This is a genomic window from Streptomyces hazeniae, assembly GCF_031845485.1.
GTDB classification, from domain to species: domain Bacteria; phylum Actinomycetota; class Actinomycetes; order Streptomycetales; family Streptomycetaceae; genus Streptomyces; species Streptomyces hazeniae.
Genome location: NZ_JAVREQ010000005.1, coordinates 86,145 through 101,968, shown reverse-complemented (window position 1 = coordinate 101,968; position 15,824 = coordinate 86,145). Strand labels below are relative to the sequence as shown.

At 73.9% G+C, this 15,824-nt stretch carries 15 protein-coding genes and 1 pseudogene; 4 read left to right on the top strand and 12 right to left on the bottom strand.

What is annotated here, in order from left to right; all coding sequences use genetic code 11:
* Window positions 1-2 precede the first annotated feature (2 nt).
* The 6 genes from RM572_RS08035 to RM572_RS08010 form a co-directional block, all read right to left on the bottom strand.
* Window positions 3-638, bottom strand: coding sequence for a YceD family protein (locus tag RM572_RS08035; protein ID WP_311672682.1), 636 nt, complete (start codon window positions 636-638; stop codon window positions 3-5).
* Between the two features lie 172 nt (window positions 639-810).
* A complete protein-coding gene (locus RM572_RS08030; protein WP_311672573.1) occupies window positions 811-2,031 on the bottom strand; it encodes an ATP synthase F0 subunit B in 1,221 nt (406 codons plus the stop codon).
* 39 nt (window positions 2,032-2,070) lie between these two features.
* Window positions 2,071-2,580, bottom strand: coding sequence for a pantetheine-phosphate adenylyltransferase (coaD, locus tag RM572_RS08025; protein WP_311672572.1), 510 nt, complete (start codon window positions 2,578-2,580; stop codon window positions 2,071-2,073).
* Entirely contained in the window at window positions 2,574-3,173 is a 600-nt protein-coding gene (gene rsmD / locus RM572_RS08020) for a 16S rRNA (guanine(966)-N(2))-methyltransferase RsmD (RefSeq protein WP_311672571.1), read from the bottom strand. Before rsmD ends, coaD begins: the two co-directional genes overlap by 7 nt.
* Window positions 3,174-3,285: 112 nt before the next feature.
* Window positions 3,286-5,550 carry an ATP-dependent DNA helicase RecG gene (recG, locus tag RM572_RS08015; protein ID WP_311672570.1) on the bottom strand — a complete coding sequence of 755 codons (2,265 nt, stop codon included), beginning with the start codon at window positions 5,548-5,550 and terminating at the stop codon, window positions 3,286-3,288.
* A 53-nt stretch (window positions 5,551-5,603) separates the two neighbouring features.
* Window positions 5,604-7,277, bottom strand: coding sequence for a DAK2 domain-containing protein (locus tag RM572_RS08010; RefSeq protein WP_311672569.1), 1,674 nt, complete (start codon window positions 7,275-7,277; stop codon window positions 5,604-5,606).
* Between the two features lie 288 nt (window positions 7,278-7,565).
* Between RM572_RS08010 and rpmB the strand changes: the two genes are divergently transcribed.
* Window positions 7,566-7,751, top strand: coding sequence for a 50S ribosomal protein L28 (gene rpmB, locus RM572_RS08005; protein WP_027763845.1), 186 nt, complete (start codon window positions 7,566-7,568; stop codon window positions 7,749-7,751).
* A 170-nt stretch (window positions 7,752-7,921) separates the two neighbouring features.
* Here rpmB and thiD read toward each other — a convergent pair whose 3' ends face one another.
* Together thiD and RM572_RS07995 are read right to left on the bottom strand one after the other, a co-directional pair.
* On the bottom strand, window positions 7,922-8,731 hold the full coding sequence (gene thiD / locus RM572_RS08000; RefSeq protein ID WP_311672568.1) for a bifunctional hydroxymethylpyrimidine kinase/phosphomethylpyrimidine kinase: 810 nt from the start codon (window positions 8,729-8,731) through the stop codon (window positions 7,922-7,924).
* A gap of 33 nt (window positions 8,732-8,764) precedes the next feature.
* Window positions 8,765-9,760 carry a thiamine-phosphate kinase gene (locus tag RM572_RS07995; RefSeq protein ID WP_136182211.1) on the bottom strand — a complete coding sequence of 332 codons (996 nt, stop codon included), beginning with the start codon at window positions 9,758-9,760 and terminating at the stop codon, window positions 8,765-8,767.
* Between the two features lie 206 nt (window positions 9,761-9,966).
* On the opposite strand from RM572_RS07995, the gene RM572_RS07990 reads away from it, so the two are divergent.
* Window positions 9,967-10,200, top strand: coding sequence for an Lrp/AsnC family transcriptional regulator (locus RM572_RS07990; RefSeq protein ID WP_027763842.1), 234 nt, complete (start codon window positions 9,967-9,969; stop codon window positions 10,198-10,200).
* 20 nt (window positions 10,201-10,220) lie between these two features.
* Window positions 10,221-10,748: a DUF3515 domain-containing protein gene (locus tag RM572_RS07985; RefSeq protein ID WP_394813550.1), complete on the top strand. Its 528-nt coding sequence runs from the start codon at window positions 10,221-10,223 to the stop codon at window positions 10,746-10,748.
* A 79-nt stretch (window positions 10,749-10,827) separates the two neighbouring features.
* On the opposite strand, the gene RM572_RS07980 is transcribed toward RM572_RS07985, so the two are convergent.
* From RM572_RS07980 to RM572_RS07970, 3 genes are read right to left on the bottom strand one after another with little or no spacing between them, the layout of a single operon-like run.
* Window positions 10,828-11,997, bottom strand: a complete 1,170-nt coding sequence (locus RM572_RS07980) for a D-alanine--D-alanine ligase family protein (RefSeq protein ID WP_311672567.1) — start codon at window positions 11,995-11,997, stop codon at window positions 10,828-10,830.
* A gap of 39 nt (window positions 11,998-12,036) precedes the next feature.
* Window positions 12,037-13,038 (bottom strand): NAD(P)H-dependent glycerol-3-phosphate dehydrogenase, encoded by a 1,002-nt coding sequence (locus tag RM572_RS07975; protein WP_311672566.1) that lies wholly within the window; start codon window positions 13,036-13,038, stop codon window positions 12,037-12,039.
* A complete protein-coding gene (locus RM572_RS07970; protein ID WP_311672564.1) occupies window positions 13,035-13,895 on the bottom strand; it encodes a lysophospholipid acyltransferase family protein in 861 nt (286 codons plus the stop codon). The genes RM572_RS07975 and RM572_RS07970 overlap by 4 nt, the downstream gene beginning before the upstream one ends.
* 222 nt (window positions 13,896-14,117) lie before the next feature.
* Between RM572_RS07970 and cofC the strand changes: the two are divergent.
* A pseudogene (gene cofC / locus RM572_RS07965) lies at window positions 14,118-14,783 on the top strand (2-phospho-L-lactate guanylyltransferase); the annotation flags it as partial.
* A gap of 300 nt (window positions 14,784-15,083) precedes the next feature.
* Here cofC and RM572_RS07960 read toward each other — a convergent pair.
* The gene (locus tag RM572_RS07960; RefSeq protein ID WP_027763838.1) at window positions 15,084-15,737 is read right to left on the bottom strand and encodes an HU family DNA-binding protein; all 654 of its coding nucleotides are present in this window, start codon (window positions 15,735-15,737) and stop codon (window positions 15,084-15,086) included.
* Window positions 15,738-15,824: the final 87 nt, after the last annotated feature.

Below are 15,824 nucleotides of genomic sequence, written 5' to 3'. Positions count from 1 at the left end.
GGCTACTTCTCCTGCTTCTCGTCGGCGCCCGGTGCGGCGCCGTTCTGATCGTCCTTCTCGCCGTCCCGGATGGTCTCGGCGAGTCCCTGCAGTGCCGCCCAACGGATGTCGACGGCGTCGTCGTGCCCGTGGTCCGGCTCGTCCGCGAGCCGCGCCCCGCAGTCGGGACACAGGCCCGGACAGTCGTCCTGGCACACCGGCTGCAGCGGCAGCGACAGCACCACCGCGTCCCGCAGCACGGGCTCGAGGTCGAAAAGATCGCCCTCGAGGAAGAGCGTGTCCTCCTCCTCGGCGTCGTCGCCGGTCTCCGCGCTTCCGCGGCTCCGGTCGTCGGCGTCGGGGTAGGAGAACATCTCCTGGAAGTCCGCCTCGGCCTCCTGCTCCAGCGGCTCCAGACACCTTACGCACTCCCCCCGCAGCGGCGCATGTGCGGTGCCTGTGACGAGCACCCCTTCCATGACCGACTCCAGGCGGAGATCGAGCTCCACGGCCGTACCCTCCGGCACCCCGAGGAACTCCACCCCCATGTCCGCGGGGGCGGGGACCGAGCGGGACAGGCGCTTCATCGCACCGGGCCGCCTGCCCAGCTCGCGTGTGTCGAACACGAGCGGGTCACGGTGGTCGAGCGGGGCGTTCAGAGCTTCCTGCCTTCTACGGGGTGGGCTGGTGCCGTCCGGGGCCGGTCACGGCCCGCGGTGCGGACGCCGTCCGGGCAGCCCGCAGCGCGGGCGCAGGTACGGCCGAAGAGACAGGATACGGCACGGGCCGCCCGGTACCCAATTCGGGACGGGCGGACGTCGTCTGCCGGGGTCAGCCGCGGCCGTCGCCGCCCGGGCCGTACGGGCCGGGGTCGTAGGACCGGCCGTAGTCCTGCGGATACCCCTGGTCGCCCTGGTACGTGCCGTCGCCCCGGTACGCCGGGTCCTGCTCCCGGCCGTACTGCGGCGGGTAGCCCGCGTCCTGCTGGTACTGGTCGGCGGCGTACTGCTGCTCGTAGCGGGCGACCTGGTCCAGGTCGATCATCCCGGTGTCGAAGAAGCTGGTCTCGTCCAGCGCCGCGGCAGGCTGTCCGCCGTACTGCTGCGCACCGTAGCCGGGCTGCTGCGCGCCGTAGTACGGGTCCTGCGGGTAGCCGGCGCCCTGCCCGGCGTCGTAGTAGGCGCCCTGGCCGTACGGGTCCTGCCCTGCCGCGGCCGGCTGCGCGTACGGGTCGGCCGGCTGCTGCGGGACGGCCCCGGGCGGGACCGTTCCCGGCGGCATCGCGTCCGGCACCTGCGGCGGCACGGCGGTCGCCGGGGACGCCTGCGCCGGCACGTCCGCCAGACCGGCGAGGTAGTCCGCGTCGCTGGTGTGCGGCGCCTGGTCCCCGCCCAGGTCCTGCGCGGCCAGGTGGGCGCCGAGTTCGTCGACCGGGCGGTGCCCGAGGAGCTTCTGCCGCCCGCGGCCGACCGCCTCCAGCGTCTTGGTCAGCACGGCCGCGACGGAACCGAGGCGGGCGTCCACGTACTCGTCGGCGCGGTGCCGCAGCTCCTCCGGGTCGGCGGTGCGCTCCGGTGCGTCGTCGTCGGCGTCCTCGTACCCGCCCTGCGCGCCGCCGAGCAGCTTGTCCCGGCCCCGCTCGACGGAGCCGATGGTCTTGCTCAGCACGACCTCGAAGTTGGCGAGCTTGCTGTCGACGTAGTCGTCGGCCTCCGCGCGGATCTCCTCCGCCTCGCTCCGGGCCTCGGCGAGGATGCGGTCGGACTCCTGCTGCGCCTGCCGGGCGATCTCGGTGCCGGCGACCAGCGAGCCGCGTTCGGCGCGGGCGCCCTCGATGATGCGCTGCGCCTCCTGCTGCGCCTCGGCGACCATCTGCTCCCGGCCGCCGAGCAGTTCCTGCGCCTGCGCGAGGGAGCCGGGCAGCGCCGCCCGCACCTCTTCGAGCATGGCGAGCAGTTCGGCCCGGTTCACCACGCAGGAAGCCGACATGGGCATCGACCGGGCACCGTCGACGGTGGCCACGATCTCGTCGAGTCTCTGCTGTACGTCCACGGGTGTGACTGTACGGCCCGGGAGCCCGCAGGGGCGACGCTACTTCCGGGAGAGCCGTTCGTTCAGCGCGGTCAGCACCTGCGGCGGCACCAGGTGCGAGACGTCCCCGCCCCAGGCGGCGACCTCCTTGACCAGGCTGGAGGAGAGGAACGAGTAGGTGGGGTTGGTCGGCACGAAGAGCGTCTCGACACCGGAGAGGCCGTTGTTCATCTGCGCCATCTGGAGTTCGTAGTCGAAGTCGCTGACGGCGCGCAGTCCCTTGACGATGGCCGGGATGTCGCGCTGCTTGCAGTAGTCGACCAGCAGGCCGTGGAAGGCCTCGACCTCCACGTTGCCGTAGTGGGCGGTGACCTGGCGGATGAGGTCGATGCGCTCGTCGACGGTGAAGACGCCCTGCTTCGACTTGTTGATCATCACCGTGACGTGCACCACGTCGTACAGCTTCGAGGCCCGGCCGATGATGTCGAGGTGCCCATTGGTGATCGGGTCGTACGACCCCGGACAGACGGCGCGGCGCACTGGCGTCTCCTCGCTCTCGGAACTCAGCATGACTGGGGAGTAACCTCCCGTGCGGCGGCGCGACCGTACCAGAGCGTGCCCTCGCCGTAGCGGCGGGACCGCAGCCCGGTGTACCCCTCCGGCCAGCCGAAAACGCCGCCCCGGGTGCTCCGTTCCACGGTGGCGAGAGCGTCCTCGGTCAGCCAGTCCCCGGTACGGAGTGTGAGGAGGATCTCGCGGAGGTCGTCGTCGGACACGGCGTAGGGCGGGTCGAGGAAGACCAGGCCGTACGGCACCTCCGGCCCGGGCCCGGCGAGGATCTGCTCGGCGCGGGCCGCACGCACCTGAGCGCCGCGCAGTCCGAGCGCCCGTACGTTCTCCCGGATGGTGCGCGCGGCGCGCGCGTCCGACTCGACCAGCAGGGCGTGGGACGCGCCACGCGAGAGCGCCTCCAGGCCGACCGCGCCCGAGCCTCCGTACAGGTCCAGCACGCGCAGGCCGCGCCAGGCGGCCGGACCGCCGAGCTGGGCCTCCCAGCTGGAGAACATGCCCTCCCTGGCCCGGTCGGACGTGGGGCGGGTGCCGGTACCCGGCGGCACCGCAAGCCGTCTGCCGCCGGCGACGCCGGCGATCACGCGGGTCATGGGCTCGGGTCCTCCGTGCGGTGCGGTGCGGTGCTGCCGGCCGCGCGGGCGCCGCGTGCGCGGCCCCGCGGGCACGGTCCACGATATGGCGTGGCCGCCCGGCGCCGCCGCCTCACCCCTTGTCCAGGTAGTCGGCCCGCTCCTTGTCCAGCAGGGCGTCCAGCGCGGTGCGCAGCTCCGGGTGGGCCGCCAGCTCCGGATCCCCGGCGACCAGGGCGGTGGCCTCCCGGCGGGCGTCGGCGATGACGTCCTCGTCGTCGATGACCGCGAGCATCCGCAGCGACGAGCGCACCCCGGACTGCGCCTGCCCCAGCACGTCGCCCTCGCGACGCTGTTCGAGGTCGATGCGGGAGAGCGCGAAGCCGTCGGTGGTGCTCGCGACCGCGTCCAGCCGGGTGCGGGCGGGCGAGGCCTCGTGGGCCTCGGTGACCAGCAGGCAGAGTCCGGCCGCCGCTCCGCGGCCGACCCGGCCGCGGAGCTGGTGGAGCTGGGAGACCCCGAAACGGTCGGCGTCCATGATCACCATCACGGTGGCGTTGGGGACGTTGACGCCGACCTCGATGACGGTGGTCGCCACCAGCACGTCCACCTCGCCGTCGGCGAAGGCGCGCATCACCCCGTCCTTGGCGTCCGGCTGCATGCGGCCGTGCAGCGCGGCGACGCGGAGCCCGGACAGCGGGCCGGAGCCGAGTTGTTCGACCAGGTCGAGGACGGCGAGCGGCGGCCGGCGTTCGCCGTCGGCGTCCGCAGCGGCGCCCCCGGAGGCGTCTGCGGAAGCGCCGTCCTCCGCGGCGTCGCTCCCGGTCTTCTCCCGTGCGCCGGCAGCCGGTTCGTCCTCGTCCCCGATCCGCGGGCACACCACGTACGCCTGGTGCCCGGCCTCGGCCTCCTCCCGTACGCGCTCCCACGTACGGGCGAGGAAGTGCGGCTTGTCGGCGGCGGGCACCAGGTGGCTGGCGATGGGCGAACGCCCCGCCGGCAACTGGTCCAGCACGGACGTCTCCAGGTCGCCGAAGACGGTCATGGCCACCGTGCGCGGGATCGGCGTCGCGGTCATCACCAGCAGGTGCGGTGGCTGCTTGCCCTTGGAACGCAGCGCGTCGCGCTGCTCCACCCCGAAGCGGTGCTGCTCGTCGACGACGACCAGGCCCAGGTCGTGGAACTGCACCTTGTCCTCGATCAGGGCGTGGGTGCCGATGACGATCCCGGCCTCTCCGGTGGCGAGTTCCAGCAGCGCGCGGCGGCGGGCCGCGGTGCCCATCGAGCCGGTGAGCAGCACCACCTTGGTGCCGTGCTCGGCGCCGCCGAGCATGCCGCCCTCGGCGAGTTCGCCCATCATCTCGGTGATCGAGCGGTGGTGCTGCTGGGCGAGGACCTCGGTCGGGGCGAGCAGGGCGGCCTGGCCTCCGGCGTCCACGGCGGTGAGCATCGCGCGCAGCGCGACCAGGGTCTTGCCGGAGCCGACCTCGCCCTGGAGGAGGCGGTGCATGGGGTGTTCGCCGGCGAGGTCGTCCAGGATCTCGCGGCTGACCTGCTGCTGCCCTTCGGTGAGGGTGAACGGCAGGCGGGCGTCGAAGGCGTGCAGCAGACCGTCCTGGGCCGGACGGCGCGGCACGGCGGGCAGGTGCGACTCGGCGAGCCGGCGCCGCGCGAGCACGGTCTGGAGGACGAACGCCTCGTCCCATTTCAGCCGCGCCCGTGCGTCGTGGAGATCGGCCCGCGTGTGCGGCCGGTGCACCTTGCGGAAGGCCTCGGGGAGCGGGATCAGCCGGCGCGCGTCGCGGAGCGGGGCGGGCAGCGGGTCGGTGAGGGCGGACCAGCCGGTGGCCTCCATGGAGGTCAGCACGGTGTCCACGGCCTGCTCGATCTTCCAGGACGAGAGCTGGGCGCACGCCGGGTAGAGCGGCAGCAGCGCGCTCGCGAACCGTTCGACGGTCTCACGGTCGTCGCCCTCGTCGTCGAGCAGCTTGAACTCCGGATGGGAGAGCTGGAGCTTCCTGTTGAAGACGCCCACCTTGCCGGCGAACATGCCGCGGCGACCGGGAAGCAGCTTCTGCTTGGCGGCGAACACCGCGCGGCCGAAGAAGACGAGCTGGAGGCGGCCGCTGCCGTCGGTGAGGTTGACCTCCAGGCGCTGGCCGCGGCCGCGGTTGAAGGAGTGCACGCGGGCGTCGGCGATGCGGGCCACGACGGTGACGTGCTCGTCGAGCGGCAGGTCGGCGAGCTTCGTGAGTTCGCCGCGCTCCGCGTACCGGCGCGGGTAGTGGTGCAGCAGGTCGCCGACCGTGTGCAGGTCGAGGTGGTCGGCCATCACCTTCGCGGTGTTGCCGCCGAGGGCCTTCTTCAGGGGTTCGTCGAGCGAGGGCACGTGCTCCATTGCACACCATGACGGTGACAGTGCGGCGTACGCCGCCGCCGGGAGCCTCCCGGTCACTCCACGCCGACGAGCAGCGGGCCGGCGCCGGCACGGCCCTCGTAGACCACCGTGTCCACGCCCAGGTGGCCGCGGCGCACCTGCGCCTCCAGGCGCGCGGCGAGCCCGTCCGGGGCGTGGGGGCCGACGACCAGGGTGACCATCTCGCCGCCCGCGGCGAGCATGCGTTCCAGCACGTCGGAGGCGGTGCCGGCGACGTCGTCGCCGATCACCGCGACGTCACCCTCGACCAGGCCCAGAACGTCCCCGGCCTGGCAGACGCCGGCCGTGGTCCACGCCTCGCGCGCGGCCACCGCCACCTCGCCGTAGCGGGTGGCGCCGGCCGCGGACGTCATGGCGACGACGTCCTCGTCGAACCGCGCGCCGGGGTCGTGCACGGCGAGGGCGGCGATGCCCTGGACGGCGGCGCGGGTGGGGACGACGGCGACGCGCACGCCGTGGGTGCGCGCGCGTTCGGCGGCGCGTACGGCGGTGGCGTGCAGCTCCGGGTCGTTGGGGAGCAGCACGATCTCCCGTGCTCCGCAGCCGCGTACGGCCGCGGTCAGGGTGTCCTCGTCGGCGCCGCCGCCGGCCGGTGCGCGGACGACGCAGGCGCCGGCCTCCTCGCACAGCCCGGCCAGGCCCTCGCCGCGGACGACGGCGACCACGGCGCGGGTCCGCTCCGGCGGCGGCTCCCCCGCGCAGTCCGGCGTCGCCCCGGCCGTGTGCCGGTCCGGAGCGGAGGCGAGGTGGGTGATGCGGACGCGGTGCGGCCGCCCGGCGGCGATCCCGGCCTCCACGGCGGCGCCCGCGTCGTCCACGTGCACGTGGACGTTCCACAGGCCCTCACCGCCGATGACGACGAGGGAGTCTCCGAGGCCGTCGAGGGCGCCGCGCAGGCGGTGCACGGCGTCCTCGTCGGCGTCCAGCAGGTACATCACCTCGAACGCCGGCGAGGGCTGCTCTTCTCCGTCTGCGCGCGGGGCGTGCCGGGGCTCCGGGGCCGGACGGGGAGGGTTGTCCGGTGCGGCGGGCGGCCGAGCCGGTTCCGGCGGGTCGGGCTCCTCGCCGGAGAGGGTCGCGGCGAGGGCGTCCAGGACGACGAGCAGGCCGCGCCCCCCGGCGTCGACGACTCCGGCGCGGGCCAGTACGGCGAGCTGGCCGGGAGTGGCGGCCAGGGCCGTCCGGGCGCCGTCACGGGCGGCTCGGGCGACGGCCGCGCCGTCGTTCCCCGGGGTGGCCGCGGCGGCGTCGGCGGCGGCGCGGGCCACCGAGAGCATGGTGCCCTCGACGGGATGGGCGACCGCCTCGTACGCGGCGTCGGCGGCCCGGCGCAGGCCGCGCCGGAGCAGGTCCGCGCCGGAGGGCTCCCCTCCGCCGTCGGGGTCGGCGTAGACCTCGGCCATGCCGCGCATCAACTGGGCCAGGATGGTGCCGGAGTTGCCGCAGGCGCCGAGCAGGGCACCGTGTGCGGCCGTCCGCATCGCCTCGGCGACGGTGCGGCACTCGGCCTCCGGCGCGCGCAGCGCCCGGTCCGCGGCGGCGAGGGTGAGGCAGAGGTTGCTCCCGGTGTCGCCGTCGGCGACGGGGAAGACGTTGATGGTGTCGATGTCCTCGCGGCCGCGCCGGAGCGCGTCCAGGGCGCGGGTGCACCAGTGCCGTACCGCTGCGGGATCGAGCGTGGACGGCACGGGGCGGCCTCCTTGGGAGGGGGTACGGGACGGGCGCCATGCTAGGACCTGTCCGGGGGCGTGGGGCGTGGGGCGTGCGCCGCCGCCTCGGGTGCACCGGCCCCTCGCCTGGACCGCTCTCTCCGCAGAGAGCGGAGCCGGTTTCCCTGTTCGCGCGGGACCGTTGTATGCTGCTCCGGTTGCCCGATGTGGTCGGGCGCGAAATCTTCCCGGGCCCCGCCGGTCAGGCTCCTGCACCAGCGACGCCGGGATTCACCGTAAGCGCATCTGAAGTCTTTGGAGTGACCCGTGGCTGCCAACTGCGACGTCTGCGGCAAGGGGCCGGGCTTCGGCAACAACATCTCCCACTCGCACCGCCGTACGCCGCGTCGCTGGACCCCGAACATCCAGCGCGTGCGTGCCGTGGTCGGCGGGACGCCGAAGCGCCTCAACGCCTGCACCTCGTGCATCAAGGCCGGCAAGGTCTCGCGCTGACGTCAGCGCGGCCACCTGCTGGTTGCTGCGAAGCCGGTCCGCCTCGGAGGCGGGCCGGCTTTCTCGTGTGCGCGGAACGTACGCGCCCGTGTGCGCGGAACGTACGCGCCCGTGTGCGCGGCACGTACAGGAGGCACGCGCGCCGGGCCCGGGGCGTCGCCTGCCGGAGCTCAGCGACGGGTGCGCCAACCGTGGTCGACGGGTCCGATGCCGCCGCCCAGTGCGAAGCCTGCGGCGATCGCCCCGGTGACGTAGTCCTTGGCGGCGGCGGCCGCGTCCGGCACCGTACGGCCCTTCGCCAGTTCCGCGGCCAGCGCGCTCGCCAGCGTGCAGCCGGTGCCGTGCGTGTGGCGGTTGTCGTGCCGGGGGGCACGCAGCCAGTGTTCCTCCGCGCCGTCGGTGAGCAGGTCGACGGCGTCCCCGCGAAGATGCCCGCCCTTGATCAGCGCCCAGCGCGGTCCGTGGGCGAGGACCGCCTCGGCGGCCTTCCGCAGGTCGTCCGCCTCCCGCACCCGCACACCGGTGAGCTGCGCCACTTCGTCCAGGTTGGGCGTGGCGACGGTCGCGGCCGGGAGCAGCGCGTCGCGCACGGCGTCCAGAGCGTCGGACGCGAGCAGCGCGTCGCCGTGTTTGGAGACCCCCACCGGGTCCACCACGACCGGGACGGCGACCTCGGCGAGCAGGTCGGCCACCGTCCGCACCAGTGTGGCGGAGGACAGCATGCCGGTCTTCACCGCCCGCACTCCGATGTCGTCCACGACGCTGCGGAACTGGGCGCGGACCGCCTCCTCGGGCAGGTCCCAGGCACCCTGCACGCCCAGCGAGTTCTGCGCGGTGACGGCGGTGAGCACGCTCATGCCGTGGGTGCCCAGTGCCAGCATGGTCTTCAGGTCCGCCTGGATGCCGGCGCCGCCCCCGGAGTCGGACCCGGCGACGGTCAGCACGCAGGGGGGCGCGGCCGCGGACGGTGGCGTGGTCATGGCTGCGAATGTACCCGGCCCGGCCACGGCGGCTCAGTCCTGGTCCGGGCCGAAGTGGTCCCAGCCGCCGGCCCGGTCCCACGGCGCGCCGTCGACGGTCACCTGCGGCGTGCCCGTGGGGGGAAGCACCTCGCCGATCACCCGCCAGCGCGCCGGGAGTTTGCGGTCGCGCGGGAAGGTGGCCACGATCGCGTGGTCCTCTCCCCCGGTGAGCACCCACTGCAGCGGGTCGACGCCGACCGCCTGGCCGATGTCCGACATCTGGAGCGGCACGTCCAGCTGCCGGGACCGCACGTCGATCCGCACGCGGCTCGCGACGGCTATGTGGCCCAGGTCCGCGATCAGCCCGTCGCTGACGTCGGTCATCGCGGTGGCGCCGAGCCCCGCGGCGGCCGGCCCCGCGTGGTACGGCGGCTCCGGACGGCGGTGGGCCTCGACGAACGCGCGCGGCGAACGGAAGCCGCGGGACAGTACGGCGTGCCCGGCCGCCGACCAGCCGAGCCAGCCCGTCACGGCGACCACGTCGCCGGCGCGGGCGCCGGAGCGGGTGACGGCCGCCTTGTCCCGGAGGTCGCCGAGCGCGGTGATGGCCACGGTGATGACGTCGCCGCGGGTCACGTCCCCGCCGACCACCGCGGCTGCGGCGACGCGGGCCTCGTCGCGGATGCCGTCCATCAGCTCCGTCGGCCAGTTCACCGGTAGTTCGGCCGGCACGACGAGGCCCAGCAGCAGCGCGGTGGGCACCGCGCCCATCGCCGCGACGTCCGCCAGGTTCTGAGCTGCGGCCTTGCGCCCCACGTCGTACGCTGTGGACCAGTCGCGGCGGAAGTGCCGCCCCTCGAGCAGGATGTCGGTGGTCGCCACCACACGCCGGTCGGGAGCCGCCACCACCGCCGCGTCGTCGCCGGGTCCCAGGTGCACGGACGGTGTGGTGTCCAGGCGGGACGTCAGCTCCCGGATGAGTCCGAACTCGCCGAGTTCGGCCACGGTGCTGGGGTGGTGGGGGTTTCCCCCCGGAGAACTCAGCATGCTTCTGCCCCTTCACGTTCCGCACGCGCTGCGCGCGCTCCACGGTCCTCGTCCGCCGGGCGGCCCGCACGCGCCGGCCGGCCCGCGCCGGCGCGCCCGTGGGTCTCCCGGCACCGGCGACGGCGCGGTACCGTAACCTCCCTCTTCCCCACCATGATCCCCGAAGCGACCGGCGGACCGGTCGCCGCAGCCGCCCTGGAGGTCCTGTGGTACAGGCGTACATCCTCATCCAGACCGAGGTCGGAAAGGCGTCGACCGTCGCCGAGGTCGTCGCCGGGATAGAGGGCGTGATCCAGGCGGAGGACGTGACCGGCCCGTACGACGTCATCGTGCGTGCGCAGGCCGACACGGTCGACGATCTCGGGCGCCTGGTGGTGGCGAAGGTGCAGCGCGTGGAGGGGATCACCCGCACCCTGACCTGCCCGGTCGTTCATCTCTAGCTCCCCCGTATGCTCGCCCGGTGAGTTCCGCATCGTCCACCTCGTACCGCGGTCGCGCAGCCCGCCGGTTCCTCCCTGTGTACGGGCGGCTGCTGCTCGCGTTCGCCCTGTGCGGGGCGGCGGCGGGCTGCTCCACGGACGACGCGGGTCCCGCCGTCCCGGCCCCGTCCGGCGAGGCCGCCGAGGCGTGCCGGGCGCTGCACGCGGCACTGCCGGAACGGGTCGCCGGGCTGGAGCGCGAGGAGGCCCGGGAGAGCTCCCCCTACACGGCCACGTGGGGCGACCCGGCGGTCGAGCTGCGGTGCGGAGTGCCGGAGCCCGAAGTGCTCAGGCCCGGGAGTGAACACTACAACCCCACCTCCGACGCGGCGGAGGTGAACGGCGTCTCCTGGCTCCTGGAGGAGCAGGACGAGGGATACCGCTTCACGACGACGGAGCGGGCGCCGCGTGTGGAGGTGACCGTTCCGGCCGCGTACGCACCGGAGATCGGCGCGCTGACCGACCTCGCGGACGCCGTGCGCTCCGCGGTCCCCCGCCGGGGCTCCTGACCTCCCGGGTCTCGACCCGGCCCGACGGGGCGCGGCAGCGACGCCCGGCGCGCGCCGGGCGTGCGGGCGCGCGCGGCGGTCAGCGCAGGCCGGTGGGGCGGCGGAGCGCGGCCTGGAGGAGACGGTCGACCAGCTCCGGGTAGCCGATGCCGGCCTCCTGCCACATCCGCGGGTACATGGAGATCGGCGTGAACCCCGGCATCGTGTTGATTTCGTTGATCACGAACTCGCCGTCCTCGCAGAGGAAGAAGTCGGCGCGGACCAGGCCCTCGCAGGAGACGGCCTCGAACGCGGCGACGGCCAGCTCGCGGACGCGTGCGGTCTGCTCCTCGGTGAGCGGCGCCGGGACGACGCCGGTCGCGGAGTCGATGTACTTGGCCTCGAAGTCGTAGAAGTCGTGCGCGGAGACCGGCGGGATCTCCGCCGGAACGCTGGCACGCGGACCGTCCTCGAACTCCAGCACTCCGCACTCGATCTCGCGGCCGCGCAGCAGCGACTCGACGATGATCTTCGGGTCGTGGCGGCGGGCCTCTTCGACCGCGTCGTCGAGACCGGCGAGGTCGTCGACCTTGCTGATGCCCATGGAGGAGCCGGCGCGCGCCGGCTTCACGAAGACCGGCCAGCCGTGCTCGCCCGCGAAGTCGACGATCTTCTTGCGCGCGGCGGCCGGGTCGGACTCCCACTCGCGGGGGCGGATCGCGACGTACGGGCCGACGGGGAGCCCGAAGGAGGTGAAGACCCGCTTCATGTACTCCTTGTCCATGCCGACCGCGGAGGCCAGCACGCCCGCGCCGACGTAGGGCACACCGGAGAGCTCCAGCAGTCCCTGAAGGGTGCCGTCCTCGCCGTACGGGCCGTGCAGGACGGGGAAGACGACGTCGACCTCGCCCAGCGCCTTGGGCACCTGGCCGGGCTCGGAGAGGACGACCTCACGGCTCCCCGCGTCCACCGGCAGTACGACGCCCGCATCGGACTCCGCGAGCTCGGTGACGGCGGGCAGCCGGCGGTCGGCGATGGCCATCCGCTCGGGGTCGTCGCTGGTGAGCGCCCACCGCCCGTCGGCGGTGACGCCGATGGGGAGCACCTCGTACTTCTCGCGGTCGATGGCGCGCAGGACCGCGCCCGCCGTGAGGACGGAGACGCCGTGCTCGGAGCTACGGCCGCCGAAGACGACGGCGACGCGGGGCTTGTCGCCGGCGGCCTTCGACACGCCGGCGCTGGGGCTGGTGCTGGGGGTCTCGCTGCTCATATCGCGTCGACTTTACCGTCTGGGAGGGCCCGTGGACCCTCACACACCCTCGGCCTTCGCGCTGCGCGACATGAGTTCCTTGAGTGCGACCAGCGGCGGCGTGCCCTTGTGCACGATGCTCACCACCGTCTCCGTGATCGGCATGTCGACGCCGTGCCGCCCGGCGAGATCCAGCACGGACTGGCAGGACTTGACGCCCTCCGCGGTCTGCCTCGTCGCGGCGACGGCCTCCTCCAGGGTCATGCCGCGGCCCAGGTTGGTGCCGAAGGTGTGGTTCCGGGAGAGCGGGGAGGAGCAGGTGGCGACGAGGTCGCCCATGCCCGCCAGGCCGGCGAACGTGTGCGCGTCGGCGCCCATGACGAGCCCGAGGCGGGTGGTCTCGGCGAGGCCGCGCGTGATGAGCGAGCCCTTCGCGTTGTCGCCCAGCCCCATGCCGTCGGCGATGCCCACGGCGAGGCCGATCACGTTCTTCACGGCGCCGCCGAGTTCGCAGCCGACGACGTCGGTGTTGGTGTAGGGCCGGAAGTACGGGGTGTGGCAGGCGGCCTGGAGCCTGCGGGCCACGGATTCGTCGCGGCAGGCGACGACGGAGGCCGCGGGCTGCCGGGCGGCGATCTCCTTGGCGAGGTTGGGGCCGCTGAGCACGGCCACCCGGTCCTCGCCGGCGCCGGTGATCTCGGCGATGACCTCGCTCATCCGCTTGGCGGTGCCGAGTTCGACGCCCTTCATCAGGGAGACGAGCACGGTCTCCGGATGCAGCAGGGGCGCCCAGCGGCCGAGGTTCTCGCGGAGGGTCTGGGAGGGCACGGCGAGGACGGTGAACTCGGCGTCGCGGGCGGCCTCGGCCGGGTCGGTGGTGGCGGTGACCGCGGTCGGCAGTTCGACGCCGGGCAGGTAGTCGGGGTTGGTGCGGGTGGTGTTCACGGCCTCGGCGAGGTCCGGGCGGCGGCCCCACAGGGTCACCTCGCAGCCCGCGTCGGCGAGCACCATGCCGAACGCGGTGCCCCAGGAACCGGTTCCGTAGACGGCGACGCGGCTCACGCGTTCCTCCCCTCCTCGGCGCGCGGGGCCCGAGGCGACGCGGCCTGCTGCGGCTGCGCCGCGGACGGCTCCGGGCCGGACCCTTCACCGGCGCACGCGGCGTCCTGCTGCGGACGGGGGCGTACGGAACGGGTGGCGCGTGCGGCGGCGGCCTTGCGGTGGTCGTAGCGTTCGGCCGGCGGCTTCTCGCCGCGGATGTCGGCGAGCTCCGCGGCGACGGCGTCCATCAGGGTGTCGGTGACGGCACGCAGGATCTCCGCCGTCGGTTCCCGGCCGTGGAACGCGGAGAGGTCGACGGGCGGACCGGCCTGCACGGTCAGGGTCTTGCGGGGGAAGAGCCGGAGCCGCTTCTTCCGGGCGTACGGCGGCATGACGTGGTTGGCGCCCCACTGGGCCACCGGGATCACCGGGGCCCGGGTCAGCAGAGCGACGCGGGCGGCACCGGTCTTGCCGGTCATCGGCCACAGGTCGGGGTCGCGGGTGAGCGTGCCCTCGGGGTAGAACGCGACGCATTCGCCCTCGTCGATGGCCTCCACGGCAGCCTTGAAGGCCCCCACCGCGTCCGCGGTCTCGCGGTAGACCGGAATCTGGCCGAGGCGGCGCATGAAGCCGCCCACGAAACCGCCCTTGAAGAGGGAGTTCTTGGCCAGGAAGCGCGGGACGCGCCCGGTGTTGTACTGGTAGTGCGCGTAGGAGAGAGGGTCGAGATAGGAGTTGTGATTGACCACGGCGATAAACCCGCCGTCGGCCGGAATGTGCTCCATTCCTCGCCAGTCCCGCTTGAACAGCACCAGTAGCGGCGGTTTCACCAAAACCGCGGCTAGGCGGTACCAGAAGCCGATTTTGCGGCGGGACACCGGGACACCATCTCCTCTTGGCCGATCGGGACAGCCGCCCAAGTGTGGTGCCGCCGTACGCACTCTGTCGAGCGGATAGCTGTCGTGCACACCGTAACCCCGCGGTCCTCGGGACGGGACGGGCCCGGGGGAGGTCACCGGCCCGGGAGGGCGGCGGGGGAGGCACCGGGGGCGCGGAGGAGAATGGGCGGGATGAACGGCGACGTGGTGGGGGCGGGCGGCATCGGCTGGCGTCTGGTGATGCCCTTGAAGCCGCTGGCCCGGGCCAAGAGCAGACTCGGCGCGACGGCCGGCGACGCGGTACGGCCCGGCCTCGCCCTGGCCTTCGCCCAGGACACCGTGAGCGCGGCGCTGGCCTGCCCGGAGGTACGCGGTGTGGTGGTCGTCACGGACGACCCGCGCGCGGCGGCGGAACTGGCCGCGCTGGGCGCGGACACGGTGCCGGACGCCCCGGGGCGCGGCCTCAACGCGGCGCTGGCCCACGGCGCGCAGGCGGTGCGGTCCGGTCCGGGGGGAGCGGAGATCCCGGTGGCCGCGCTGGGCGCCGACCTGCCCGCGCTGCGCCCCGAGGAGCTGGGCCGGGTACTGGCCGCGGCTGCGGCGCATCCGCGGGCGTTCGTTGCGGACGCCGCGGGCGTGGGGACGACGCTGCTCGCCGCGCGACCCGGCAGCCCGCTCGCACCGGCGTTCGGGGGCCCGTCCCGGAGGCGTCATCTGGCGTCGGGGGCCGTGGAACTGGACGCCGCGGCGCTGGACGGCCGGGAGGTGGCGAGCGTACGGCGGGACGTGGACACGGCGGAGGACCTGCGGGTGGCGCTGCGGCTCGGGGTGGGGCGGCACACCGCCGCGCGGACCGGGCCGGCGGCGCGTACGCTACCGGCCATGCAGGCCACCTCGTACACCTACGACCCCGGGACCAGGACCGGCAGCGTGCTGCTGGACGACGGCACGCCCCTGCCGTTCGACGCGGCGGCCTTCGACGCCGGGGGGCTGCGGCTGCTTCGGCCCGGCCAGCGGGTGCGCATCGAGGTCGAGGGCGAGGCCGACGCGCGCCGGATCGTCCTGGTGACGCTGCAGACCCTCTGAGAGCCGTCGGGCGGGCCCGGGTGCCGGGGAACGCCCGCGGGCCGGGCTCCCCCGAGGGAGCCCGGCCCGGCGCGGAGACGTTCCTGCTGCCCGGGTGCGCGGTCAGCGCCTGCGGGCGGTGGTCTTCTTCGCGGTCGTCTTGCGGGCCGAGGTCTTGCGGGCGGGGGCCTTCTTGGCGACGCTCCGCTTGGCCGGGGCCTTCTTGGCGGTGGCCTTCTTGCCGGTGGTCTTCTTCGCCGCCGACTTCTTGGCCGTGGACTTGGCGGCCGTCTTGCGCGCGGTGGTCTTGCGCGCGGTCGCCTTCTTCGCGGTGGTCTTCTTGGCCGGGGCCTTCTTCGCCGCGGCCTTCCGCGCGGTGGCCTTCTTGGCGGTGGCCTTCTTCGCCGCCGCCTTCTTGGTGGCGGCCTTCTTGGTGGAAGTGCCACCGGAGAGGCTGCCCTTCGGCGCCTTCTTCACGGCCACGTCGTTCTTGGGGAGCTTCTTGGCCCCGCTGACCAGGTCCTTGAATCCCTGGCCCGCCCGGAAACGGGGCACCGAGGTCTTCTTGACCCGGACCCGCTCACCGGTCTGCGGGTTGCGGGCGTATCGCGCCGGGCGGTCGACCTTCTCGAAGGAGCCGAACCCCGTCACCGAGACCCGGTCGCCCGCGACCACTGCGCGGACGATCGCGTCCAGGACGACATCGACCGCGTCCGCGGCCTGCTGGCGTCCACCGAGCTGATCCTGAATTGCTTCAACGAGCTGCGCCTTGTTCACGTCTTCCCCTTCAACCAGACGGTGCCGGAACTATCGGGTCCAAGCTTTTTCGCACGGTAGGCAGATATATACCGCAAATCAAACGCG